The following is a 24,255-nucleotide window of genomic DNA, read 5'->3' as shown; positions in this document are numbered from 1 at the left end:
TTGTTAATCTATGGCAACAGAAGTTGGGCGAATTTTCCCGGAGTGTGAACCAGAGAAAAATATTACCGGAATTGGTCGGACCAAAATCAGCGATTTATCTCCGGGAAGGCGCGCTGATAGCTGTGCGGATGAAAACGCAGATTAAGCACAATCAGCAGCAGCGTGACCGTCGCCTGCAGAATCCAGACGCTGGTGAAATTTCCGGTGAGCGCATGCAGCTGACCGGCGATAAACGGCATGCTGCCCGCAATAATAAAGCCGACGCCCTGCATAAAGGCCACCAGCCGCGCGCCAGCCTGGGGCTGCTCCAGATGATCCAGCGCCAGCACCAGTGCCAGCGGAAACGCCCCGCCCAGCCCGAAGCCCGCCATCCCCGCCCAGAACCACGGTGCCAGCTGTGGTGCAAACAGGAAGCCGAGCATGCCGCAGAACTGCATGGCCAGGGTCAGCAGCAGCAATGGACGACGATCGCGGCCCCGCACCAGCAAAGGCAGCAGCAGCGCACCGGTAACCTGACAGCCGATCATCATGCCGAGCAGTGAACCGCCCGCCTGCGCACTCCAGCCATGCTGATGGTAAAAATCGGGCAGCCAGGCAACACAAATGGCGTAACCACCGTTCACCAGCCCGAAGCTCAGCGCCAGCGTCCAGGCGCGGGTTTTTCGCCACAGCGAAGGCACTGCGTCAGCCTGCGTGCGGGCTGCGGGTGGCATGGTGGTGATCAACAGCCAGAGCAGGATAGCCAGCACCACCGGCAGCGCCCAGCTGCTCAGTGCCCCCTGCCAGCCAGCATGTGCACTCAGCCACGGCGAGATCGCCGCGCCAATCCCGCCGCCGCCCATCAGCGCCGCTGCCCATAGTCCGGTCACGCCCGCACTGCGGCTGCCAAAGCGCTGACGGATCAATCCCGGCATCGCCATCTGGACGATACCAATGCCCGCCCCACCCGGCACGGCAGTCAGCACCAGCTCGCGTCCGTCAGTCACAAACCATCGACTCACCAGCGCCAGCAACAGCAGTAACAGCCCGCCCAGCAGTAATTTGCGCACCGCAAAGCGCTGCATCAGCGGCGCACTGACCAGGGCAATGGCACCCATCATCATCATCGGCACCGCAGGCAGCAGCGAGGCCGCCAATGGCGACAGACCGATGCTCTGCCGCAGCTCACCGAGTAACGGACTGACCGAGGTCATCAGTGGCCGCATATTCAGCCCGGCCAGCACCAGCGCCGCCAGCAGCAGGTTGTTCTCTCTCTTCATATGAAATCTACGCCATTAAAAGTTGCCAGCCTGACAGCAGTCGCTACTATCTGGAAATGAAATATTACTCTGCCAGGTAGTGGAAAAATGAATCGTCAGCCGATGTTCACTCCGCAACAGCTGCTCAGCTTTGTGGCGGTGTGCGAAACCGCCAGCTTTACCCGCGCCGCCGACAGAGTGCACCTGTCGCAGTCTACCGTCAGCCAGCAGGTGCGGCGGCTGGAGGAGATGGTCGGTAAAGAACTGCTGGTCCGCTCCTCGCATCAGGTAAAGATCACCGAAGAAGGCGAAAAACTTTTAGGTTACGCCCGGCGGATTATTGCCCTGAACGGGGAAGCGCACGATGTACTGAGTGACCAGTGGCGCGATGGCGTGCTGCGCCTTGGCGTGCCGGAAGATTTTGCCGCCCCCACGGCCGGTCTGCTGGCGCACTTCAGTCGTGATCATCCGCAACTGCGGCTGGATGTGATGAGCGGTATGCAGGTGGAGCTTCGTCGTGCCTGGAAGCGTGAAGAGCTGGACATCATGCTGATTAAACAGCCCGCTGGCGACCGTCCGCTGGCGTCGCGTCCTGAACCGCTGCTGTGGCTCGACAGCGCAGAGTGGCCCTGCTTTGAGCAGACGCCGGTGCCGCTGGTGCTGTTTCCCCAGCAGGGGCTCTATCGCGATGAGGTCTGTCAGACGCTTGATGCGCTGGGCCGAAGCTGGCGCATCAGCTACAGCAGCGCCAGCCTGGTCGCGCTGGCCGCCGCCAGTGCACAGGGGCTGGGGCTGACGTTACTGCCTGCCAGCTGCCGTCTGCCGGAGCACCGGGTTCTGGGTCCTGAACAGGGTCTGCCGGTGATTAATACCTTTGAACTGGCGCTGTTCTGCCGTCATCCGCAGGATCCGCTGCAGCGCGAACTGGCGGCGTCACTGGCGGCATTCGGCAAGCTGCGCTGGCAGTGAAATATCGAATAGCCGTCAGTGGAAAATAACGCAGCAGGGTGACGCGTCGTTTGTCAGATTAAGACCTTGTTCACTTTGCAGGAGCCTCTGATGCCTATTTCCTCTTCGCCGAGCCGCCGTGATTTCCTGGGGCAAAGCGTTCGCTGGACCGCCGCAGGCGGCTTGCTGGCCGCCGGTCTCGGTCAGGCCAGTGCCGCCACCCGCTCATCGTTGTCCGCCATCAATCCCGACCAGCCCGCCGCCCTGCCCCGACAGGACCACTATCTGCTGCGCAATGTGCGACTGGAAGAGAGTTTTATCCGCGAGGGTGACGACGTCGTCGCGACCCGGACCGGTCTTTACGACATCAGCGTGCGCGACGGCAAAATTGACCAACTGACCTCGGCGGGCCAGGGTGACAGCACGCTATCGTCGTGGGATGCGCAGGAGGCGCTGCTGCTGCCCGCGACGCAGGATATGCATATCCATCTTGATAAAACCTTCTACGGCGGTCCGTGGCAGGCTCCACGTCCACGTCAGGGCAAAACCATCATGGATATGATTGCGCGCGAGCAGGTGCTGATTCCGCAGCTACTGCCGCACTCCCAGGCCCGTGCCGAAGGATTGATCGCCCTGCTGCACGCCAAAGGTACTACCCGCGCCCGCAGCCATTGCAATATCGATCCGGTCAGCGGCCTGAAAAGTCTGGAACATCTGCAGGCGGCATTAGCCCGTCATCCTGCTTTTTCCTGTGAAATTGTTGCCTTCCCGCAGCACGGCCTGCTGCATTCGCAGGTTGATGGCCTGATGCGTGAGGCGATGCAGAACGGCGTTGAGTATGTCGGCGGGCTGGATCCCACTAACGTGGATGGCGCGATGGAGAAGTCGCTGGATGCCATGTTTCAGATTGCGCTCGATTATCAGCGCGGCGTGGATATTCATCTGCATGAAACCTCACCGGCTGGCGTGGCGGCGATTCAGTACATGATTGACACAGTTGCGCAGAATCCGGTGCTGAAAGGTAAAGTGACGCTGAGCCACGGTTTTGCGCTGGCGACGCTTACCGGCAGTGCGCTGGATAACATGATCGAAGGGCTGGCGGAGCAGCAGTTCAGCGTCGCTTCCACGTTGCCGATTGGCAGGCTCACTATGCCGATTCCTCAATTGCAGGCGGCGGGCATAAAGGTGATGACCGGCACCGACAGCGTGATCGATCACTGGTCCCCGTTTGGCACCGGCAGCATGCTGGAAAAAGCGAATCTCTATGCACAGCTCTATCGTGGTTCGGACGAGTTCTCGCTGTCGCGAGCGCTGGCCATCGCCACAGACGATCGGCTGCCGCTCTCTGCTCAGGGCGATCGTCAGTGGCCTGCGCCGGGCGATGATGCGAGCATGATACTGGTAGCAGCGAGCTGTTCCGCTGAAGCCGTGGCGCGCATTTCACCGGTAGTGGCGACCTTCTCACGCGGTAAGCCGGTCTTTGCGCTGGCCTCGGCCTGACACAGCAGGGCTGCGGACAAAAACGCCGGGATCGTTTTTGAACAATGCAAAGCGTTGGCCCGGCTACGGGTGCACCTCAGGGATGAGGTGCGTAATCGCCCGCGCTGAGCCTGGCAGGGATGGCGGTTTAGCGTCTTTGCGGAGGGCGTATGCTCCCTGAAGCCTGTGCTGCGGCTAACACATACCTGCTCAGGATTTGCCAGCAGCGACCTTACTGCCTGAACCTGTCCCCCTCATACGCCCCCTAAAAACAACAGAGCCTCCACACGGGAGGCTCTGCATTTACCTGAGCGGAGTGCGGGTTACGCGCTTTTGGCCCATTGATCATTCGACATTAATTCCATTGCCAGCGCGTATAAGCGACGATCTTCCTGATCACAGGGCTCATCTTCCGCATAACAGCCGATCATGGATGCGATTTTATCCGCAGATAAACTCTCGCCATGAACATGCAGTGTCAGTACGGCGCGGCCTACTATTTTAAGCACATTTTCATGTGGTCCCTGGATGCTATTACTCAATGCAAATACCCTCTACCGGTCGTTGTACCAGGAATATGGCGCGATAAATATAAAGCAATTAGATCAGGATTTTTATCGGCACCAGTGGTGATATTTTTTAATGATTAATTCTATTACTGGAGTCTTAGTTGAGGATTTATCTGATTAACAATGAAATATTTTTTTAAAAACGGTCACTTATAAAATAATTACTGGTATTAACCGATCGTCACTCTGGAACAACCACGTTAAGCCGGCGTTAATCTATAAAAATAAACCACCTTTTTTCAGTAAACTTCAGCTTATTCCTAAGCGCACCGGCAGATTTAGTTTCATACCGCTAACCATCGAGGTTCCCGTTGCTGTCAGGCGTGCTTTCTGCCAGACTTGCCCCGCAATAATGCCCGACACTTTCAGCCTCAGAGGCCGCGCCCGTGACCGCTTTTTCTACCCTCAATTCGCTTCCCGACAGCCAGCTCGATAACCTGCGCGAGATGGGCTACACCAGCATGACGCCCGTGCAGGCCGCTACGCTGCCCGCCATTCTGCAGGGACGCGACGTGCGCGCGCAGGCGAAAACCGGCAGCGGTAAAACGGCTGCCTTTGGTATTGGTTTACTGCACCATATCGACAGCACCCGCTTTCAGACGCAGGCACTGATCCTCTGTCCGACCCGTGAACTGGCGGATCAGGTGGGTAACGTGCTGCGCCAGCTGGCACGCTTCACCCGCAACATCAAAGTGCTCACCCTGTGTGGCGGACAGCCGATGAGCGCACAGCGTGATTCACTGGTGCATCCACCGCATATTGTGGTCGGCACGCCGGGTCGTATCCTCGACCACATCAACCGCGAAAACCTCAAGCTGGACCAGCTCAGCACGCTGGTGCTGGATGAGGCGGATCGGATGCTGGAGATGGGCTTTCTCAATGATATGGAAACGATCATTGAAGCGACGCCCGCCTCGCGTCAGACGCTGCTCTTTTCCGCTACCTGGCCCGACGGCATCACCGCTATCAGCACCCGCTTTCAGCGTGATGCACTGAGCGTTGTCACTGAAGATGTCAGCGAGCTGCCGTCAATCGACCAGCAGTTCTTTGAAGCCAGCCACAATGAAAAACTGGGCCTGCTGATAGCCCTGCTCAGCGATCGTCAGCCTTCATCCTGCGTGGTCTTCTGCAACACTAAACGTGAGTGTGATGATGTTGCTGCAGCACTTAACGCGCGTGATATCAGCGCCCTGCCACTGCATGGCGACCTTGAGCAGCGCGATCGTGAACGCGTGCTGATTCGCTTCGCGAACGGCAGCGGTCGTGTGCTGGTCGCCACCGATGTCGCCGCGCGCGGACTCGACATCAAATCGCTGGCGATGGTGGTCAACTATCAGCTCGCCTGGGACCCTGAAGTTCACCTGCACCGCATTGGTCGTACGGCGCGTGCAGGCGAGCATGGTGTTGCCGTCAGCCTGGTCGCGGCCGATGAGATGGCACGTGCGCATGCGCTGGAAGATTTCCTGCAGCAGAAACTGCCGTGGGTCTCGGCCAGCACGCTGAAAAAGGGCAGCAGTAAGCCACTGCCTGCCGCCATGATGACGTTGTGCATTGATGGTGGCCGTAAAGCCAAGATACGTCCGGGAGATATTCTGGGTGCGCTGACGGGTGAAGCGGGTTATCGCGCTGAGCAGATTGGGAAAATTGTCCTGACCCCGACCCATGCTTACGTAGCGATTGAGGCAAATCAGGCCAAAGCGGCGCTGGTGAAACTTAAGCAGGGCAAAATCAAAGGCAAAACCTGCCGGGCGATTCTGCTGAAAGACTAAATAAAAAAGGGCGAGGTCATGACCTCGCCCGGTCTGTTATGGCTCTTCGATGCGTGACACATGCAGCGTGGTTTTATCGCCTTTACCCTGTACCTTGCCACTGACGCGTACTTTGTCCTCAGCGGTGTAGGTTTTACCATCAAAGGTCTTCTTCGGGGCAATAATCGGTAATGTCCCGGTGTTGTCTCGGAACTGATACCGCTCACCCTGCTCTTTCTTCACGATGTAACCTTCCAGCGTGACATACCCGCCCTGACGGAAATCGCGGATCTGATCGATGTGGGTCTGGCCGGTATCTTCTGACCCTTTATAGCCGGCATCCTGCTTGTGTTGCGGCGGCGGCGTATCGCCTGCTTTGTATCCGCCCTCTTCAGCTGAAACGCCCGCGCTCATCATCACCAGCAACGACGCTAAAATCACTTTTTTCATTTCACACTCCTTTATTGGAAAGGTGTCCATGTTGAACCTTCAGGGTTAAGCCTGGCACAATAATTGGCATCCGTTTTATTTCACCCTTCTCTTCTCACCTTTTTCCGTTTGCTGCCGATAACCTGTTAACACCCTATTTCACCAGCTGCGTTAATGCAGAGGCAACCATGGATAATTTTCAAAAAGAGATCGATGAAAGAGCGAACCTCGCGTTATCGAACAAGTTTGAGCTGCTGCTGTTTCGCTTAGGTTCCGATCAGCTGAAAGGCAAGTCTGAACTGTTTGGCATTAACGTCTTCAAGCTGCGTGAAATTGTACCGATGCCGACCATCACTAAAGCCGCGGGCATGCGTTCGCCGCTGCTGGGGATGGCGAGTATTCGTGGTCAGTTCATTCCGGTGATCGACCTGCCTGCAGTAGCGGGCTGTGTGCCGGAAACCGGTCTTAACCTGCTGCTGGTGACCGAATATGCCCGTAACACCCAGGCGTTTGCCGTGGAGTCAGTTGAGAACATCGTGCGTCTCGACTGGAGCCAGGTGCATACCGCTGAAGCCGGTATCGGCGGCCGCAATATTACCAGCATCGCCTGCCTGGACAGCGACAAGCAGAGCAACGAGCTGGCGATGGTGCTGGATGTTGAGCAGATTCTGTATGACATCATTCCTTCAGTGCGCGGCGTTGAACCGGAAGCGGCCAGACCGCGTGCCTTCAACTATCGCCCTGGGGCGGTGGCCATTGTGGCAGAAGATTCTAAAGTGGCGCGTCAGCTGCTGGAGCAGGGCCTGAAGAGCATGGGCATTCCGGCGCTGATGTTTAACACCGGTCTGGAAGCGTGGGAAAAAATTAAGCAGATGAGCCAGGAAGCACAGGCTGCGGGCGAGTCGATTCAAGACAAAATTGCGCTGGTCCTGACCGATCTGGAGATGCCAGAGATGGATGGCTTTACGCTGACCCGCAACATTAAGCGGGACCCGATTCTCAAGGTTCTGCCGGTCGTCATTCACTCCTCACTCTCTGGCAGCGCCAACGAAGATCATGTGCGCAAAGTGGGTGCCGACGGTTATGTGGCGAAGTTTGAACTGAATGAGCTGTCAGACGTGATTTTCAACGTTCTCGACACTGCCCGCTAAACAAATCCGGGCCGCGAAGAATGCCCGGTATGTTTTTACTTTTTAGCCAGCAGAATGGCTGGCCTGATCAGGAACCGACTATGCATATTGAAACTTTACCTGTTACACCGGCACCTGCTACCCCTTCTCCTCAGAAAGTGCTGCGTGGCCGTTTACGCCAGCTGGCCTGGATTACCGCCGTCATGTTAAGTGTCGCATTCTGGGTAGGCCTCTACTTCTTAGTTTTCTGAATCCGGTCATGCTTGTCTGGATCGGGCCGTCAGCATTCCTGCTGACGGCCCTTTTTTTTGCCTGAGTTTCCCCTTTGTTTATTTGTTAACCCTTTCTGAAGCTTTTCAGTGACTATTTATTCACGCACCGTTATTACTTAAAAATTATTAAAGGTACATGTTTGTGCTCCGATAACTGTATGCGCGAGATCACCTTTTTGCCTGCGGCTGTGACCACAGACATCAGCAAGGCACTGCGCACAACAGCAGAGAACCTGAGTGTTGCTAACAAACTGATTAATAATAAAACGGGGAAGAGAACATGTTCAGTATCAAGAATATGAAGGTGGGAATGCGGCTCGCAGCAGCCTTCGGTATTATTGTGACGTTACTGATAGTGATTGGCGTAACATCCATTACCAGAATTAACAGTATTAATACCGCGATCTCATCGATCGTTGACGATCGCTATGTGAAAGTACGACTGGCATTTGATGTGCGCGATGGCGTCAACGATCAGATCAAATACCTGCGCGGCATGGTGATCGACACAAACCGTCCGGAAATGAATGTGAAACGTTATGGGCAGCTGGATGAAGCCACGCAACGCACTAACATCGCGATGAAAAAGATTGAGGACATCCAGGTTACACCCGTCGGTAAGAAAAAGATCGCCGGTCTGCTGGCCTCGTCTCAGGCATTTGAGCAGGTCAAAACTGAATTGATCGGCCTGATCAAAGCGGGCAATTTTGATGCAGCCAGCGCCTATGTCCTGAAATCGATGACCGCCACCCAGAACAAATTCCTGCAGGATGCGGTAAATTTTGCCAACTCTCAGGACTCGCAGCTGCGCAGCGAAGGTCAGGGTATTGTGGAAAATGGTCAGTCTGCCATCACCATCACGCTGATTTTCTCCGCTCTGGCGATTCTGGCCGCGATTATGCTGGGCTACTTCCTGACCCGCTCTATTGTCCGTCCGCTGGTTGCTGCGGTTGACGTCGCTGAACGCGTTGCCGCGGGCGATCTGAGTACCCAGATGCAGGTCACCTCGCGCGATGAAACCGGCGTCCTGATGCAGGCGCTGCAGCGCATGAACGATAACCTGCTGTCGATTGTGACTGAAGTACGCACCGGCTCCGACACTATCGCAGTCGCCTCTAATCAAATATCCAGTGGTAACCTTGACCTCTCGACCCGCACTGAGCAGCAGGCCAGTTCACTGGAAGAGACCGCCTCTGCCATGGAGCAGATGACGTCGACCGTGAAACACAATGCCGACAACGCGCGTGAAGCTAATCACCTGGTATCGACGACTTCCAGCGTAGCGCGTGAAGGTGGCGTGGTCATGGAAAAAGTGATCGAGAAGATGGAAGCGATCGCCCTCTCCTCACGCAAAATTGTCGATATCATCAGCGTTATCGACTCCATCGCCTTCCAGACCAATATTCTGTCACTGAACGCCGCCGTTGAAGCGGCGCGGGCGGGTGAACAGGGTCGCGGCTTTGCGGTGGTTGCAAGTGAAGTGCGTAATCTGGCACAGCGCTCAGCCTCCGCGGCCAAAGAGATTAAGGTACTGATTGAAGATTCGGTCGCTAAAGTCGATGAAGGCAGCAAACTGGTCACTCATGCGGGTTCGACCATCGGTGAGGTGGTAAACAGCGTGCAGAGCGTGGCGAACATCATGAGCGAAATCACCATTGCCAGCAGCGAGCAGAGCAGCGGCATCAATGAGATCAATCAGGCGATTACTCAGATGGAAGCGGTAACGCAGCAGAACGCCGCGCTGGTTCAGGAAGCATCAGCTGCTTCACAGGCACTGCAGGATCAGGCTGAGCGTATGGCGCAGGCGATGAGCGTGTTTAATACCGGCAAGCTCGCACTGCAACCCGTGCTTCGCTGATTCCCTTTAATGGCCTGCTCCGGCGGGCCTGTTTCAGATCGGTGACAGTAAACGAACAGGTTACAGGTGGTTGAGCAAAAAGTTACGCAGGGAAGCTAAGGTATTCCGGCGGGTACAGAAGAAAGGATGAGGGATGGCGGAGGGGAAACAGCAGAAAACAAAAAAGGCTGCCAGAGGCAGCCTTTTATTACTGTAAATGCAACAACGCTATAAAGCTCACTAGCCTTTATCAGAGAGCGCGAAGCTGGCTCTGAATTGCAATCCTCGCCGCGTTCACCTGAACAACGACAGATTTGCAGAAAATGCATTTCGCTCCATGCGGATTGGCTCTTGTAACATCAAAATGTGATGTACGAAACTGTGAGCCATTACAGTGAGGACATTTAAAAGTAATTTTCAGTCCTTAGAGACCAACAACGTTCGCAGCAGCTGGGCCTTTAGCGCCATTTTCTACTGTGAATTCAACTTGCTGACCTTCGTCTAATGAACGGAAATCGGTGCCCTGGATTGCAGAGAAATGTACGAATACATCTTTGCTGCCGTCTGCAGGAGAGATGAAACCGAAGCCTTTCTCTGCGTTAAACCATTTAACGGTACCGCGAATTTTGTTAGACATGCTTAAATCCTTAATATATCGAGCCTTCCGGCATAATGGCCTGAGAACAGATTTTAATCAGAACGTAAGAGAAGACTCAAAAAGAAGGGATGTCTCGCGACAAACTTAGAGATGAGAACTGCTTTGGTTACTTACTTTGATAGTGTCTGTTAATCAAACCGACGATTCATTAGGCCACACTTCACCAGGCGACGCAAGCCGTTATTCAAATTAAACGCAAATAGCGTGGCCTGAACTTAGCGGCGATGAGTGAACGGTTCAGCGTTCCGGACTGACAACCTGGCCAGAGCGCGCATTGTTTATGGCAGACAAACCCTGCCGCACCAGCAGATAGCGGCTGGCGACGGTAAATTCTCAGTGTGGGTTCTTTAATCAGAATGAAGGCTTAAGAATGGCCTGCAGAAATTTATTCCGGCGTGAGGCTGAAAAAGAGCGGAGTGGTGCCGGAAACAGGAGTCGAACCTGCGACCTTCGCATTACGAATGCGCTGCTCTGCCAACTGAGCTACACCGGCAAGGGTGAGAAGTACGGGTGCTACGGTAAAAAAGAGCCGTTATTACGTCAAGTGCACTTGTTTGAAAAGCATTCATATTTCCCCATATGACAATGATATTTTCACCTGACTTTTGTTACCGGTTAAAAAAGGGCGAGGCCGGAGCCTCGCCCAAAACATGCCGATCATCAATCGTAGTAAGGAACCTTGCGGTCAACGCCGTTGATATTGATCAGCACAAAACCGGTTGGCGCGGTTTTATTGGTCGGTGTACCCGCAGCGGTCGCGAGCGTCACCACGCCCTTCTCGTTAGCACCAATACCTGCCAGTCCATTGTGCATGCCGAAGCGTGCCGCAGGTTTCAGGTTGCTGATATTGGTGATGTCCGTCACCACCGACATATCCGACTGGAACAGCGAGCAGGAACCGGTGTCGAAACGGGTCGGACCGGTGGTCTTCAGGTTGAACATGGTCTCGCCGCTGTTGGCTTTCAGCTTGACCCAGATGACGGCATAGGTGGTCCCTACCCGGCCATAACGAATGTCCAGCACGGAAGGCTGTCCCATGTGGTAAGCATCGGCCCAGACCGTCTCCAGTCGCTGCAGGTTGATCAGGGTTTTACCAGTGGCAGGCATATTGACCGGTGAACCGGCGGTGCCGGACGGCGTGGTGGCATCCGCTTTACTGATCAGTTCCATCACCCATTGCTGGTTAGGCGCCGGGAAATAGAGCTGCCCCAGCCGATACCAGTTGTCAGTCGCAGTGTTATTCACCACTTTATAGCCGCTGTAATAGCCAGCACGCAGCGAACCGGTCATGAACGTGCCGTAGTTCTCATCCCGACGATAGCCATATTCAAAGGTCGATAACCACTTACTCCCGGCCAGATCATTAGTAATTTTCGCCCCCGCCTGCAGGTTAATATGACGCATTACCACGCGGGCATTGTTGAGATTGAGCGGCGTGGCGCAATCTTCAATGTTGAGCGTCTCAATGTTCCAGCCGCCGTCCGACAGATCCCCCGGGTTAGTCGTGTGCTCAATCCAGACGTTGCGCATGACGCCCTGCGTAACGCGCGGCATGTAGAGCGTGGCGTCGCCGTAGCCCGACTGGAAGTTGGCATTACAGAGCTCAATGGCGGTTGAGTGGTCCCAGTTCCCCTTCGGTGTGTTTGACCAGCCGACATCAAACACGCGTGAATAGGTCGTGGAGGTGTAGATCTGATCGAACTTACTGTCGAGCGTATCCTGCAGCTTAAAGACGGTTCCCCCGGTACTTTGCGCCTTGAAGCAGAAGATATTGACGATCTGGCCGCCGACAATCGTGTTTTCGAAGAACGGCTGAACGTTGCTGCACTGTTCAGGCGTGACGGTGACTTTGAGTGTGGTGTCGACAGTCCCGGCATTAGCCTGTCCGTGCCAGCAAATGCCTTTGATGGCGATTTTACGCGCATTAACCTTAAACACCGGAGTAGCACTTTTGTCAGAAATAATAGTGGTGCGCGGTGACGAGCCGAGTTCGATATCGTCACCTGCCAGACCAAAGAACGGCAACTCTGTATCGCTGATATCGATAGGTGAAATCAGGAAGCGACCACCCGGAAAACGTACCGGAATTGCTTTCGCATAGGTGTTGTAGCTCTGCGTCCATGCCAGCATGCGCTTAAAGGCATCAGTGTCATCGGTGACGCCATCCCCTTTCGCGCCAAAGTGCAGGATATTCACTTCGGCGGGATCGTTGATGGTGCGCTTCCAGTAGAAACCGTTACCCACCGCCACTGTACCGCCATCATCTTTCAGCGGCGTGGTGGTGAGGAAACCGACAAAGTCTGCGCCGCCACGGAAGCTGGAGTCTTTGTCGTAATAGCGTTTCAGGCTCGCGACTTCACCTGATTTTGGTGGAACAGTGGTGCGCAGTTCAGCAAAAGAGTTAACTTCGATCATAGAATCCTCCTCAGGATCATTGAGATATCGCGCTGACCATCAGCGCACTACTTAGCCGCAGCCGGATGGCCGCAAAGGGTGTCCCACATGTCGTTGTGGGTGTTGATGGCGCGCACTGTCCTGACGTCCATTTTTTGCGCGTCATCGCCGTAGGTATAAAGAGGGGAAAAAAGTACGCAGGCAGAGTCGGTGATCGCCACCGGCTCAGGGTTTGTGGTATTTCGACTGCTGCAGCTTGTCGCGAGCAGCAGCGTCATCAAGGCTATGGTTGTCAGTCGCCACACGGTTAGCCTCCTCGCGGTTATGTTGTTGTTGTTGCGCCACTGCGCTGACGCGGGACGCCTCCTGTTGCGCGTTTGCGACGTCAGATCGCGCTTTTTGCTGCACTTTGCCGATTTTCCTGCCGCCGAAATAACTGGCGCCCAGTGCCGCAATGATGCCGGCCAGTGCAGCAAGCCAGTGCCAGCTGCCGCCCAGTAAAGTGGTAATCAGCGTCATGGTTTCGCTCCTTCCGTTTGCTCTTTCGCGTTAAGCAGATTTTTCTGACGAACAAATTGTGCAATCACGCCCATCGCCACCATGAACGCCCCCACAAACCCCAGGTAGTTGTGTGGCAGAATCGATTTCACGTCCTCCGGCAGCACGTTCCAGGCATCAACGGCGGCAGAAGGGAATGACTGTGCCCAGGCGCTGAGCATGGATCCCAGCGACGCGAGCCAGACGGACCAGGTTTTGAAGAGCAGGCGAGCATGAGAGACAAATTGCAGGGTGGTGAAGCGCTGCAACAGCAGCAGGATGATGATCGCCGTCAGTACGGCGACGAGAAACATGAGCCATCTCATAGCAGCCCCCTGTAAACCGCATAGGTTCCGCTGCGCATCATCTCCGCATGACGCCGGGCGCGGCCCGGTGTCTGGCGGGCCCAGAGGCTGTTCATCATCGCGTCAGCTGCCTCATTGAATTGTTCAGCAGCGATGGCGGTGAGCATGTTTTTGAACTGCATAACGCCTTCGACGCCCAGCTGATAGGTCATGCTCAGCAACACATCCGTGCGGGCGTCATTGCACTTTGCCAGCGCGTTACGCAGCAGATCCCTGCCCTGCATCTCCTGAACTTTGTTTTCAAGAATGCACTGCTTCCAGACATCCCCGACGCGCCGTGGCACGCGGAAAGTGTAATTACTCAGCGATGCCCCCTTAGGCCCGATGCGGATACCGCCCGCGACCGTGGGAAAGCCCAGCGTGTCGAGATAAGGCGTGTCGACATATCCCTCTTCAAAATTCAGTACTGCAATTATCTGGCTCATAACGACTCCTTAATGACGGGTTAAAGCAATTCACCATTGTGAAAAGAAATACATAACGCCTGCTGATCATTACCCGTTCAGGCGCGGCAAGAGGCCTGACTGACCCTGCAGCAAAACTGAACAGTAATTCAGCAAATTGCGTCCAGTGAGAGCTGGAGATAACGAAGAGTTAGCCGGAACGGAAATGCACGCTTTCTTCGCGCTTCAGCTCACGGCGTAGAGGTGAACATGCGGAAGACAGCAATTGTCGAAACTGGGTGTTTCCTGACTGGTGACGCGGGGTGCAGTGATTGCGCGATCAACGCGCGGGGCGACCTGACGCTGGCAGATTTGCTCTGCACGTCTCAGGACGGGGGGTTCAGTTGGGAAGTTCAGGGCCTGGTCGATGCTCTGAGTCAGGCTGCTGAGAGGTTGGCGCCGCCGATGGCGACGAGTACGTGCGTTGCCCACAAAAACGCTTTTGCCATAGTGAATTATCGCCATAACTCCTCCTGTGAATGAGTCTTTGGCGATGGGGTGGCAGGCGCGAGCTTTCGGTGATCCGAACGGGCCCGAATGACGTGTATCGCGCTCGCACGCTCGCCGCCCGGCTGCGTTAGCAGCCAGGTGGAAAGTAAGCGAGGGGAAATAAACGGCATCTGACGACGCTGCATTTTGCGCATCCACCCCATCCCAAAGTTCACTGACTTTTGGGTGGTATGATTCGCGCTTGTGCAGCGCCTCAATTGTTTAAGAGCGGCTCATCCGTGAAAGAACTGCTTCGTTCATCCATATCCAAATTATTAACAGGTTCTTATGCTTTATCAAACACTGTTGGTTAATTTTTTATTTACTGCTGGTTAAATTTATGAATTTATGCCGATTATTTTTTTGCAGCCTGTCTGAGAAAGGCGGCAAAAGCGGCCTTAGCCAAGGATCTGATAGTGACGCGCCTGACTCATGATCACTTTTGCCAGGACCTTCAGGCTGGTAACGTCGTCGTGATTGAGATACCAGGTTTCATAGCGTTTATTATCTGAAATTACAGCAATTTTCTTATGCTGCAGCTGCAGACGCTTGAGATAGAGTTGCTCATCGAGGGTAAAAATATAGATGCCATCCCCGTCGAACATCCGCACGCTGATATCCACAAACAGCTGATCGCGCGGTGCAAAGGTGTCAGCCATAGAGTCGCTATTGATGGCAATTAACCGGATGTTCTCCGCCGGCCGCCCGTTGAATAGCACCCGCGCCTCATCCAGACCATATTCGATCGCCTGGATGGTCTCTACAAACTCATCACGCGCGGGCAGACCCGCAGCGCTTCGCTGCCCGATATCAAGGCTATCCACCCGAAACACATTCTTATGGCCGGTAAACGTACTCAGCGTTACCGGGTCTGTGGGTTGTTCCATACCGTATTGCAGCCACTCTACCCTGACTCCCAGCAGCTGGCTGAGCGCCAGTAAATTGCCGCCATCAGGCACTGACTGCGCGTTAAACCACTTCCACACTCCTGGTGTTGAAATCTTACAGCCCTGCTGCTGCAGGGCTCTGGCAACCTGTTTGTTTCGTCCATGTCCGACAATGCCGGCACTCTCACAGGCCGCTATCAGCCTGGTGGTGAAAGCTTGTCTTGTACTTTCTTTTTTAACCATTAGTTAATAATCAGCCATAGAAGAGATACTGGATGTTATTTTCATTATTGCTACCAGTTCATTTTATATTACCGCTCGTTTACTACCTAACCGCTTTATCAAGCATTTCTAATTATCATTATCCGCTTCGGCCTGCAGCTGAACAAAAAATATTGCCTCAGGCCGCATACAGCCCCGCCTTTCAGGAATGTTCCGTAAGAAATTGCGTGAAATTCAGCCAGCATAACGGGCAACGGTGACAGGATCGGAATGAAAATTGATCAGATGGGCAGAAAACTCTATCTTTCACTGGACCGGAAAGCCGGGCTAAAAAAAACGGGAGTCTCTGAAAGACTCCCGTTTTGTTAAAAATTATCGTAGCTATGACCGGAGCGTGTCGTCGCCCCAGGCAATCCATTTATAGGTGGTCAGCGCCTCTAATCCCATTGGGCCGCGTGCATGCAGCTTCTGGGTACTGACCGCCACTTCGGCACCCAGGCCAAACTGCCCGCCATCGGTGAAGCGGGTGCTGGCGTTAACATAGACTGCTGAGGAGTCGACCTGACGAACAAACCGCGCGGCGTTGCGGGTATCGCGGGTCAGGATGGCATCCGAGTGCTGCGTGCCGTGCGTACGGATGTGATCGATCGCCTCATCCATATCCGCCACTAATTTGACGTTAAGGTCCAGCGACAGCCACTCATCATTGTACTGCTGAGGATTAACCTGGATGACCGAAGCCGGGCTCTGCTGCAGCTGCGCCAGCACGTTGCTGTCAGCATGCAGCGCGATGCCTTCCTGCGCCATACGCGCGCTGAAAGCGGGCAGGAAACGTTCGGCCATCGCCTGATCCACCAGCAGCGTTTCCAGCGAGTTACAGGCGCTGGGACGCTGTTTTTTGGCGTTGACGATCAGATCAAGCGCCGGTTCAATCTCCATCGTCTCATCAATGTAGATGTGACAGACGCCGATGCCGCCGGTAATCACCGGGATAGTGGAGTTTTCCCGGCACAGCTTGTGCAGCCCGGCTCCGCCACGCGGGATGAGCATATCGACGTAGCGATCCAGCTTCAGCAGCTGATTCACCAGCTCGCGATCCGGATTTTCAATCGCCTGCACGATAGCCGTCGGCAGACCGTGCTGTTTCAGCGCGTTCTGGATCACCCGGACGGTGGCCGCATTGGTGCGCCAGGTCTCTTTGCCGCCACGCAGAATGGCGGCGTTGCCGGTTTTCAGACACAGGCTGGCGACATCAACCGTGACGTTAGGACGCGCCTCATAAATGACTGCAACAACGCCCAGCGGCACGCGACGGCGTTCAATACGCAGTCCGCTGTCGAGCTGACCGCCGTCGATTAACTGTCCCACCGGATCGGCCAGCTGACAGACCTGACGCACATCGCTGGCGATGCTGGCGAGGCGTTGCGGGTTGAGTGTCAGCCGGTCTAACAGCGCGGCACTCATGCCGTTCTGACGCGCATCGGCTAAATCCAGCTCGTTAGCAGCCAGAATGTCTGCGCTCTCCGCCTCAAGGCGGTCAGCAATGGTCATCAGAACCTGATTCTTCTCAGCCGTCGACAGATCGGCCACGGTATACGCTGCGGCACGCGCCGCTTTTCCCATCTCTTCAAGCATTGTCCGCTCCTTAACTGACGATCATATCGTCGCGGTGAACGGCCACCGGGCCATATTCATATCCCAGAATTTCGCTGATCTGCTGGCTGTGATGGCCGGCAATCATGCGCATCGCGTCACTGTTGTAGCGAGAAACACCGTGAGCAATATCCCGGCCCTGCAGGCTGCGGATGCGGATCACTTCACCGCGCGAGAAATTCCCCTGGATTGCGCGAATGCCCTTGGGCAGCAGCGAACTGCCGCGTTCAATGATGGCCGCCAGTGCCCCGTCATCGACGGTAAGTTCGCCCGCCGGTGGCGCACCGAAAATCCAGCGTTTACGGTTCTCCAGCGGCGATTGCTGTGCATGGAATCGCGTACCAACCGGCTTACCGTCAATCACATCGCTGATCACACCGCTGCGACTGCCCGAGGCGATAATCACGTCTATTCCGGCGCGGCAGGCAACATCCGCCGCCTGAAGCTTGGTCGACATACCGCCGGTGCCGAGACCGGATACGCTGTCACCCGCGAGCGCGCGTAACGCATCATCGATCACGTGGACGTCGCTGATCAGCTCAGCGTCAGGATTGTTGCGCGGATCGGCGGTAAACAGACCCTGCTGATCGGTCAGCAGCAGCAGCTTGTCGGCACCGCCGAGCATCGCCGCCAGCGCCGAAAGATTGTCGTTGTCGCCCACTTTGATTTCAGCGGTAGCAACCGCATCGTTCTCGTTGATCACCGGCACAATGTGGTTATCCAGCAACGCGCGCAGCGTATCGCGGGCATTCAGGAAACGTTCGCGATCTTCCATGTCGGCACGGGTCAGCAGCATCTGACCAATATGGATGCCATAGATGGAGAATAACTGTTCCCACAGCTGAATCAGACGGCTCTGCCCCACCGCAGCCAGCAGCTGCTTTGAGGCGATGGTGGGTGGCAGTTCGGGGTAGCCCAGGTGTTCGCGTCCGGCGGCCATCGCGCCAGAAGTGACGATCACAATGCGGTGGCCTGCGGCATGCTGCTGCGCACACTGACGAACCAGTTCCACCATGTGCGCCCGATTTAACCGGCGAGAGCCGCCGGTAAGAACGCTGGTACCCAACTTGACCACTAAGGTCTGACTGCCACTCATATTTCCTGCCGTAGTGAAAAATTTTTACGAAAGGACGTTTTAACAGGAGTCGATACGGAAGCCAACAGCCAGCGGGGGAAAAGCACGAATTTACGCGGACAAGGCGGTAGACCAAAAGTTCAGCATTAACAAGAAATCCGGAAAAGTGTCATAAAAAGTTCATCACGGACGGGTAAAAAGTCGGTGTTTTACAAAAACTTTCGTTTTTTTACGGCGTTCACATTGGGATTGATAGCAAATGAAGAAAAGCACACTGGCCATGATCGTCTCCACGCTGACGCTGGCTTCTGCCGCGCACGCTGCCGAAATCTATAACAAAGACGGCAACAAACTGGATTTATACGGCAAAGTTAAAGCTGAGCACTACATCAGCGATAATGCCAGCGCAGACGGTGACAAGTCTTATACCCGTATCGGCTTTAAAGGCCAGACGCAGATTAATGACCTGATGACCGGTTACGGTCAGTGGGAATATCAGTACAACGTTAATAACTCTGAAGGCAGCGACGCCAATAACGGCAACAAGACCCGCCTGGGTTTTGCTGGCCTGAAATTCTCGCAGTATGGTTCGGTGGATTATGGCCGTAACTATGGCGTGCTGTATGACGTTGAAGCCTGGACCGACGTGTTCCCGGAATTCGGTGGGGACGGCACGGCCCGTTCCGATAACTTTATGACCCAGCGCGCCACCGGCGTCGCCACTTACCGCAACAACAACTTCTTTGGTCTGGTCGATGGCCTGAAATTTGCGCTGCAGTATCAGGGCAAGAACGACGCCACCAGCGCCAACAGCCGTACTGACATTAACCGCCAGAACGGCGACGGCTACGGTGCTTCACTGGGCTATGCGCTGGGTGATAGCGGCGTGAGCCTGATGAGTGCCATCACCTCATCTGACCGCACCAACCAGCAGCAGGCGCGCGCCTATGGCGGCGGTGACCGCGCAGATTCCTGGGGCGCAGGGGTGAAGTATGATGCCAACAGCGTTTACCTGGCGGCGATTTACACCGATACCCGCAACATGACGCCAATCAGCGGCACCAACCGTAATACCGGCGCTGCCGTCGCGGGCGCAGCCAACAAAGCGCAGAACATCGAACTGGTGGCGCAGTATCAGTTTGATTTCGGCCTGCGTCCTTCTATTGGCTATGTGCAGACCAAAGGCAAAGATATTGAAAACGGTATCGGTGATGCAGATCTGGTGAAATATATCGATGTGGGTGCAACCTACTACTTCAACAAAAACATGTCCGCCTTCGTGGATTACAAAATCAACCAGCTGGATGATGACAACGCGCTGTCGATCAACAACGACGACATTGTGGCAATGGGTGTGACTTACCAGTTCTGATTTGAGGCTCGAAAACCGGGCGGATTTGGATCTGGCAGCAACGCATAAATTCAACACGCAGGGAACACGGTCAGAAGAGGAAAGCGTCCCACGCCACGGACAAAAACGCCGGGAGCGTTTTTGAACAACGCAAAGCGTTGGCCCGTTTACGGACGCACCTCAGGGATGAGGTGCGTAATCGCGTGAGCAGAGCGTGCCATGGATGGCGGCTTTTGCGTCTTTCCGATCTGACCGTGTTCTCTGCGAAAACGCGATCTAACAGCGGGCCAGACTTCAACAAAAATGGCGAGTTTTTAAACTCGCCATTTTTTTCGTCTTTATTTTACTGAACTACCTAATCAGGCGCTCAGCTTCACCGGTTTCTCATCGAAGTCGCTGGCCGGGATAAGATCCAGCTCTAACTCCTTCAGCATCGCTTTCAGGCGGGTATGGAAATTCCGTAAGGTCTCTTCCACACGTGCCGTGTTCTCTTTACCTTTGATGTTTGCCACCGACCAGTCGCCCTCTTTATCGAACAGACCAATATGGTAGACATAGGTAAAGTGGTCAGCCTGCGCTTCCAGCTCCATCCACCAGCCCCAGAACTCACGCAGTTCCGGTGCCGGTTTCACATTGACGCAGGCAGCCAGACAGTCGAAGAAGAAGCGGGTTTCGCCACATTTCCCATCGCGAATATAAGGCCCAAGCTCGGTAAAACGCTTAAGCAGGCGACTGCGGGGATGACCACTTGGTAACGTCATGCTGATTCTCCATAGGTTTTGACCGCTATACAGCCTTGATTTCCGGGCGGCCCGATTACGTCATAAGCCTTTATAAGGCCGCCCGGAAGAATTCCGCTACTAGTTGTAGCAAATACTGTAAATTTTGCCAGTTACCTTTTTAAACGCTTCTCCAGCCAGTCGCAAATCTCATTCAGCGCCTTGTCGAAACTGGCCATCATCGGCTTCACCGGAATCAGCAGCGCTTTGCCGTCTGACGACGAGTTAGCGATCAGCTTGCTCTCTTCTTCCGGACTGAAAAGATCGTTCTGCCAGTAACCCGACAGCATCGGTGTCGGCGTCCGGCGGCCCAGCAATCCCTGGGTTTTAAGCGAATAACGATTGAGTTCGGTGCGCAGCGCGCTGTCGGAAGTGGTCGCCATGCCTAACCGGCTTGCCAGCATATCCATATACATATCCGGGATCTCATCCTGCAATGCCGTCTGCGTCAGCAGCGCATGCACAATCGGGCCAAGACAGGCGACGCCGCGCAGCCGCTGCGATTCCAGATAGGCCAGCCGCACCGCCACGTTCGCGCCAAAGCGATAGCCAAACGCCGCCACACGGGTATGGTCAACCCAGGCCACGTTTTTCAGATCGCGCAACACCTGCTGATGCAGAAAACTGGTGTCCTGATTCAGCGTCCATTTCACCGAGTTACCCACCGACGGCACATCAATGGTCAGCATCGCAATGCCGCGCGGGGCAAGATAGTCATGGAACAGGCGGTAATGATCGCTCTGTAACGAGTCGAGCGCGCCGCAGAACAGCACGGTGGGATAAGGCGCTTCGACATCCGGTGGTATGTGCAGAAAGCCGCTAACCGGACTGCCGCCCGTGATGGCAAACGTCAGGGATTTCAGTTCGCCCGGCAACCGCTGAGTGGCCTCTTCATAGGCGCGATTGGCCAGCGTCTGTGCCTGGTCAGCCAGCTCATCGCCTTTTATATAGGGATAAGCGGCAACGCTATAGAGGTGCGCCGCGTGCAGCCAGTAGTCACCCGCCTCGCTGTCGTCGGTCGCCTCCAGCGCTTTCTGCTGCCAGATGCCTGCCTGTCTGCACCATTCAAAATGCCAGTTACCGCTGCGGAAACCGATTACCGTATCGAGCAGCGTCTCATCGGTATGTTCAACGTTACTGATGGCAATACGCGCCAGCACTTCACTGATCTCCTGCGGCGTCAGCCCGCGCCATGTCCACATCAGCTTGTTCAGCATGCGATACCAGCCACGCTGGCTGTCACCATCCAGGGCTGAGTGGATATCCGGGGTAGCGTGATGCTGGCGGCGAACCAGGGAAGAGGTTTCAGGATGCTTAAAGCGCGGCTTGAATAGCTCCTCGCTGAGATTTTTGCTCGACATACTCACTTCTCCTGCAACAGAACGGCGATGGCTAAGTGTACTGTACGGCAATTCGGCGTGCGAGGCTCAGAAAGCACAACGCCCGGAAAACCGGGCGTTGTCTGATGTGTATCAATCAGTTTTTTACAATCGGCGGGATGTAGACCACGCCCATATCCCACGGCTGCTCAATCCAGGTATCCTGCGGGATATCGACAATATAATCATCAACCAGTGAGCGACCAGCGGGTTTCGCGAAAATGGTGCAGAAACGCGCTTTCGGGTACATCTCGCGAATCGCCTGGGCGGTGCCGCCGGTATCCACCAGGTCATCGATCACGATAAAGCCTTCACCGTCGCCTTCCGCACGCTTCAGCACTTTCATTTCGCGCTGATGATCGTGGTCATAGCTGGAGATGCAGACGGTATCAACGTAGCGGATACCCAGTTCACGTGCCAGCAGCGAAGCCGGTACCAGACCGCCGCGGCTCACCGCGATAATGCCTGTCCACTGTTCAACAGGAAGCAGGCGCTGGGCCAGTTTACGGGCATGAATCTGAAGCATGTCCCAGGTAACGACGTATTTTTCGCTCATAAAATAGAAATCCCAGCCAACCGAGGTGGCGTAAAAATGTGCAACGGGGAAAAGGTTGCGCGAGATTATAAGGAGTTGACGCACTAAAAACCAGCACCCGCGCGCTGGTTGCGGCTTTTTAGCGCGTCTGAGAGCGCACCCGGTAAAAAACAGTGATATTCTCAGGCCTGGCTCGTCAGATTCTCTGACGGCGATTTTTCACTGGAAACTCGCGATGTCCGGCCTCGCCGGTACACTGACACAGGAGACCTGTCGTGTCTGAATTGTCTCAACTCTCTCCACAGCCACTGTGGGATATTTTCGCTAAGATCTGCTCTATTCCCCATCCCTCTTTTCACGAAGAAGCGCTGGCGAACTACATCACCGGCTGGGCTAAAGAGCAGGGCTTCTGGTGTGAGCGCGATCAGGTCGGCAACATCCTGATTCGTAAGCCCGCCACCGCAGGCATGGAAAACCGTACCCCGGTTGCGCTGCAGGCGCATCTGGACATGGTGCCGCAGAAAAATAACGACACCGTGCATGACTTCACCAAAGACCCGATTCAGCCCTGGATTGACGGCGAGTGGGTAAAAGCACGCGGCACCACGCTGGGCGCGGACAACGGCATCGGTATGGCTTCTGCGCTGGCGGTGCTGGCTGACAACAGCCTGACGCATGGCCCGCTGGAAGTGCTGCTGACCATGACCGAAGAGACTGGCATGGATGGCGCGTTCGGTCTGCAACCCAACTGGCTGCAGGCTGAAATCCTGATCAACACCGACTCCGAAGAAGAAGGTGAGATCTACATGGGTTGTGCAGGCGGTATCGACTTCGTCTCTACCCTGCCACTGACCCGCGAAGCCGTGCCTGCTGAGTTCCAGACCCTGAAGCTGACGCTGAAGGGACTGCGTGGCGGTCACTCCGGTGCCGACATTCATATGGGCCTCGGCAACGCCAACAAACTGCTGGCACGCTTCCTGGCGGCACACGCGGCTGAACTGGATCTGCGTCTGCTGGCGTTCAGCGGCGGTACGCTGCGCAACGCGATTCCGCGTGAAGCCTTTGCTACTGTGGCGGTCGAGAGTCACAAAGCGGATGCGCTGAAATCCGCAGCGGCGCACTTCCTGAGCGCCATCAAAAACGAGCATGGCGTTAAAGAGCCAAACATCGCACTGGTCACCGAGCCGCTGGCGCATCAGGGTAATGCCCTGAGCACTGACAGCCGCGATCGCTTCCTGAATCTGCTGAACAGCACGCCAAACGGCGTGATCCGCAATTCAGACGTGGCGAAAGGTGTGGTCGAAACCTCACTGAATATCGGTGTGGTGACGATGGAAGATGACCACGCAGAGATCAACTGCCTGATCCGTTCGCTGATCGACACCGGCCGCGATTATGTGGTACAGATGCTGACCTCGCTGGGCCAGCTGGCGGGCGCGCAGACCAAAGCGAAAGGTGGCTACCCAGGCTGGCAGCCGGATGCGGACTCCGCCATCATGGCGCTGACCCGTCAGACCTATATCGCGCTGTTTGATAAGACCCCGAACATTCAGGTGATTCACGCCGGTCTGGAGTGTGGTCTGTTCAAAAAGCCATATCCGGATATGGATATGGTCTCGATTGGACCGACCATCACCGGGCCGCACTCGCCGGATGAGCAGGTTCACATCGAAAGCGTTGGTCTTTACTGGAAATTACTGACCACCCTGCTGAATGTAGTGCCAGAAAAGTAATTCTGTCACAAAAAAAGTAAACCAGGCTCCGGCCTGGTTTTTTTATGCCTGTCACTTATCCCCAGCATAATTCGCTGCCTTTTCCGCGCTTTACCCCGCTATTCC

The 24,255-nt window shown here is 55.3% G+C and carries 23 protein-coding genes and 1 tRNA gene; 8 read left to right on the top strand and 16 right to left on the bottom strand.

Annotated features, from left to right (window positions below):
- Positions 1–86 precede the first annotated feature (86 nt).
- On the bottom strand, positions 87–1,259 hold the full coding sequence (locus FA92_RS02585; RefSeq protein WP_033781995.1) for a cyanate transporter: 1,173 nt from the start codon (positions 1,257–1,259) through the stop codon (positions 87–89).
- 87 nt (positions 1,260–1,346) lie between these two features.
- Here FA92_RS02585 and FA92_RS02580 point away from each other — a divergent pair, with 87 nt between their 5' ends.
- From FA92_RS02580 to dbpA, 3 genes are all read left to right on the top strand, one after another.
- Positions 1,347–2,207, top strand: a complete 861-nt coding sequence (locus FA92_RS02580; protein ID WP_033781994.1) for a LysR family transcriptional regulator — start codon at positions 1,347–1,349, stop codon at positions 2,205–2,207.
- 90 nt (positions 2,208–2,297) lie between these two features.
- On the top strand, positions 2,298–3,686 hold the full coding sequence (locus FA92_RS02575; RefSeq protein WP_033781993.1) for an amidohydrolase family protein: 1,389 nt from the start codon (positions 2,298–2,300) through the stop codon (positions 3,684–3,686).
- A 934-nt stretch (positions 3,687–4,620) separates the two neighbouring features.
- Positions 4,621–6,003 (top strand): ATP-dependent RNA helicase DbpA, encoded by a 1,383-nt coding sequence (gene dbpA / locus FA92_RS02565; protein ID WP_013356918.1) that lies wholly within the window; start codon positions 4,621–4,623, stop codon positions 6,001–6,003.
- 36 nt (positions 6,004–6,039) lie between these two features.
- Here the strand turns inward: dbpA and FA92_RS02560 are convergent, their stop codons facing one another.
- The gene (locus tag FA92_RS02560; protein ID WP_033731697.1) at positions 6,040–6,432 is read right to left on the bottom strand and encodes a NirD/YgiW/YdeI family stress tolerance protein; all 393 of its coding nucleotides are present in this window, start codon (positions 6,430–6,432) and stop codon (positions 6,040–6,042) included.
- A 167-nt stretch (positions 6,433–6,599) separates the two neighbouring features.
- On the opposite strand from FA92_RS02560, the gene FA92_RS02555 reads away from it, so the two are divergent.
- From FA92_RS02555 to FA92_RS02545, 3 genes are all read left to right on the top strand, one after another.
- On the top strand, positions 6,600–7,562 hold the full coding sequence (locus tag FA92_RS02555) for a chemotaxis protein (RefSeq protein WP_033781992.1): 963 nt from the start codon (positions 6,600–6,602) through the stop codon (positions 7,560–7,562).
- Positions 7,563–7,642: 80 nt separating this feature from the next.
- Complete coding sequence (locus tag FA92_RS23400) at positions 7,643–7,792, top strand: hypothetical protein (protein WP_197061480.1); 150 nt, start codon at positions 7,643–7,645, stop codon at positions 7,790–7,792.
- Positions 7,793–8,093: 301 nt separating this feature from the next.
- Positions 8,094–9,671, top strand: a complete 1,578-nt coding sequence (locus FA92_RS02545; protein WP_013356915.1) for a methyl-accepting chemotaxis protein — start codon at positions 8,094–8,096, stop codon at positions 9,669–9,671.
- 229 nt (positions 9,672–9,900) lie between these two features.
- On the opposite strand, the gene FA92_RS23540 is transcribed toward FA92_RS02545, so the two are convergent.
- The 11 genes from FA92_RS23540 to proB all read right to left on the bottom strand — a co-directional run bounded on the left by FA92_RS23540 (position 9,901) and on the right by proB (position 18,394).
- Complete coding sequence (locus FA92_RS23540; protein ID WP_098053076.1) at positions 9,901–10,071, bottom strand: cold-shock protein; 171 nt, start codon at positions 10,069–10,071, stop codon at positions 9,901–9,903.
- Positions 10,072–10,074: 3 nt separating this feature from the next.
- Positions 10,075–10,287, bottom strand: a complete 213-nt coding sequence (locus tag FA92_RS02540) for a cold-shock protein (protein WP_003854408.1) — start codon at positions 10,285–10,287, stop codon at positions 10,075–10,077.
- A 438-nt stretch (positions 10,288–10,725) separates the two neighbouring features.
- A tRNA-Thr gene (locus FA92_RS02535) sits at positions 10,726–10,801 on the bottom strand.
- A gap of 167 nt (positions 10,802–10,968) precedes the next feature.
- Positions 10,969–12,723, bottom strand: a complete 1,755-nt coding sequence (locus FA92_RS02530) for a glycosyl hydrolase family 28-related protein (RefSeq protein WP_033781989.1) — start codon at positions 12,721–12,723, stop codon at positions 10,969–10,971.
- 204 nt (positions 12,724–12,927) lie between these two features.
- Positions 12,928–13,221 carry a hypothetical protein gene (locus tag FA92_RS02525; protein WP_013356913.1) on the bottom strand — a complete coding sequence of 98 codons (294 nt, stop codon included), beginning with the start codon at positions 13,219–13,221 and terminating at the stop codon, positions 12,928–12,930.
- Positions 13,218–13,565 (bottom strand): hypothetical protein, encoded by a 348-nt coding sequence (locus tag FA92_RS02520; protein ID WP_013356912.1) that lies wholly within the window; start codon positions 13,563–13,565, stop codon positions 13,218–13,220. The genes FA92_RS02525 and FA92_RS02520 overlap by 4 nt, the downstream gene beginning before the upstream one ends.
- Positions 13,562–14,029: a glycoside hydrolase family protein gene (locus tag FA92_RS02515; RefSeq protein ID WP_013356911.1), complete on the bottom strand. Its 468-nt coding sequence runs from the start codon at positions 14,027–14,029 to the stop codon at positions 13,562–13,564. The genes FA92_RS02520 and FA92_RS02515 overlap by 4 nt, the downstream gene beginning before the upstream one ends.
- Positions 14,030–14,233: 204 nt before the next feature.
- Entirely contained in the window at positions 14,234–14,512 is a 279-nt protein-coding gene (locus tag FA92_RS23820) for a hypothetical protein (RefSeq protein ID WP_033731690.1), read from the bottom strand.
- Between the two features lie 422 nt (positions 14,513–14,934).
- Positions 14,935–15,666, bottom strand: a complete 732-nt coding sequence (locus tag FA92_RS02505) for a S24 family peptidase (protein ID WP_033781987.1) — start codon at positions 15,664–15,666, stop codon at positions 14,935–14,937.
- A gap of 360 nt (positions 15,667–16,026) precedes the next feature.
- The gene (gene proA / locus FA92_RS02500) at positions 16,027–17,280 is read right to left on the bottom strand and encodes a glutamate-5-semialdehyde dehydrogenase (RefSeq protein ID WP_033781985.1); all 1,254 of its coding nucleotides are present in this window, start codon (positions 17,278–17,280) and stop codon (positions 16,027–16,029) included.
- Between the two features lie 10 nt (positions 17,281–17,290).
- On the bottom strand, positions 17,291–18,394 hold the full coding sequence (gene proB / locus FA92_RS02495) for a glutamate 5-kinase (RefSeq protein WP_013356908.1): 1,104 nt from the start codon (positions 18,392–18,394) through the stop codon (positions 17,291–17,293).
- 238 nt (positions 18,395–18,632) lie between these two features.
- Here proB and ompC point away from each other — a divergent pair, with 238 nt between their 5' ends.
- Positions 18,633–19,745 (top strand): porin OmpC, encoded by a 1,113-nt coding sequence (gene ompC, locus FA92_RS02490; RefSeq protein ID WP_013356907.1) that lies wholly within the window; start codon positions 18,633–18,635, stop codon positions 19,743–19,745.
- A gap of 338 nt (positions 19,746–20,083) precedes the next feature.
- Here ompC and crl read toward each other — a convergent pair whose 3' ends face one another.
- From crl to gpt, 3 genes are all read right to left on the bottom strand, one after another.
- On the bottom strand, positions 20,084–20,485 hold the full coding sequence (gene crl / locus FA92_RS02485; RefSeq protein WP_013356906.1) for a sigma factor-binding protein Crl: 402 nt from the start codon (positions 20,483–20,485) through the stop codon (positions 20,084–20,086).
- 131 nt (positions 20,486–20,616) lie between these two features.
- A complete protein-coding gene (frsA, locus tag FA92_RS02480) occupies positions 20,617–21,864 on the bottom strand; it encodes an esterase FrsA (RefSeq protein ID WP_033781984.1) in 1,248 nt (415 codons plus the stop codon).
- A 115-nt stretch (positions 21,865–21,979) separates the two neighbouring features.
- Positions 21,980–22,438, bottom strand: coding sequence for a xanthine phosphoribosyltransferase (gene gpt / locus FA92_RS02475; RefSeq protein ID WP_003851171.1), 459 nt, complete (start codon positions 22,436–22,438; stop codon positions 21,980–21,982).
- Between the two features lie 254 nt (positions 22,439–22,692).
- Here gpt and pepD point away from each other — a divergent pair, with 254 nt between their 5' ends.
- Positions 22,693–24,150: a beta-Ala-His dipeptidase gene (gene pepD, locus FA92_RS02470; protein WP_013356903.1), complete on the top strand. Its 1,458-nt coding sequence runs from the start codon at positions 22,693–22,695 to the stop codon at positions 24,148–24,150.
- The last annotated feature ends 105 nt before the right edge of the window (positions 24,151–24,255 follow it).

This window comes from Pantoea sp. 9140 (genome assembly GCF_000745295.1).
Taxonomy (GTDB): Bacteria; Pseudomonadota; Gammaproteobacteria; order Enterobacterales; family Enterobacteriaceae; genus Pantoea; species Pantoea vagans.
This window is presented reverse-complemented; position numbering and strand designations above follow the sequence as displayed.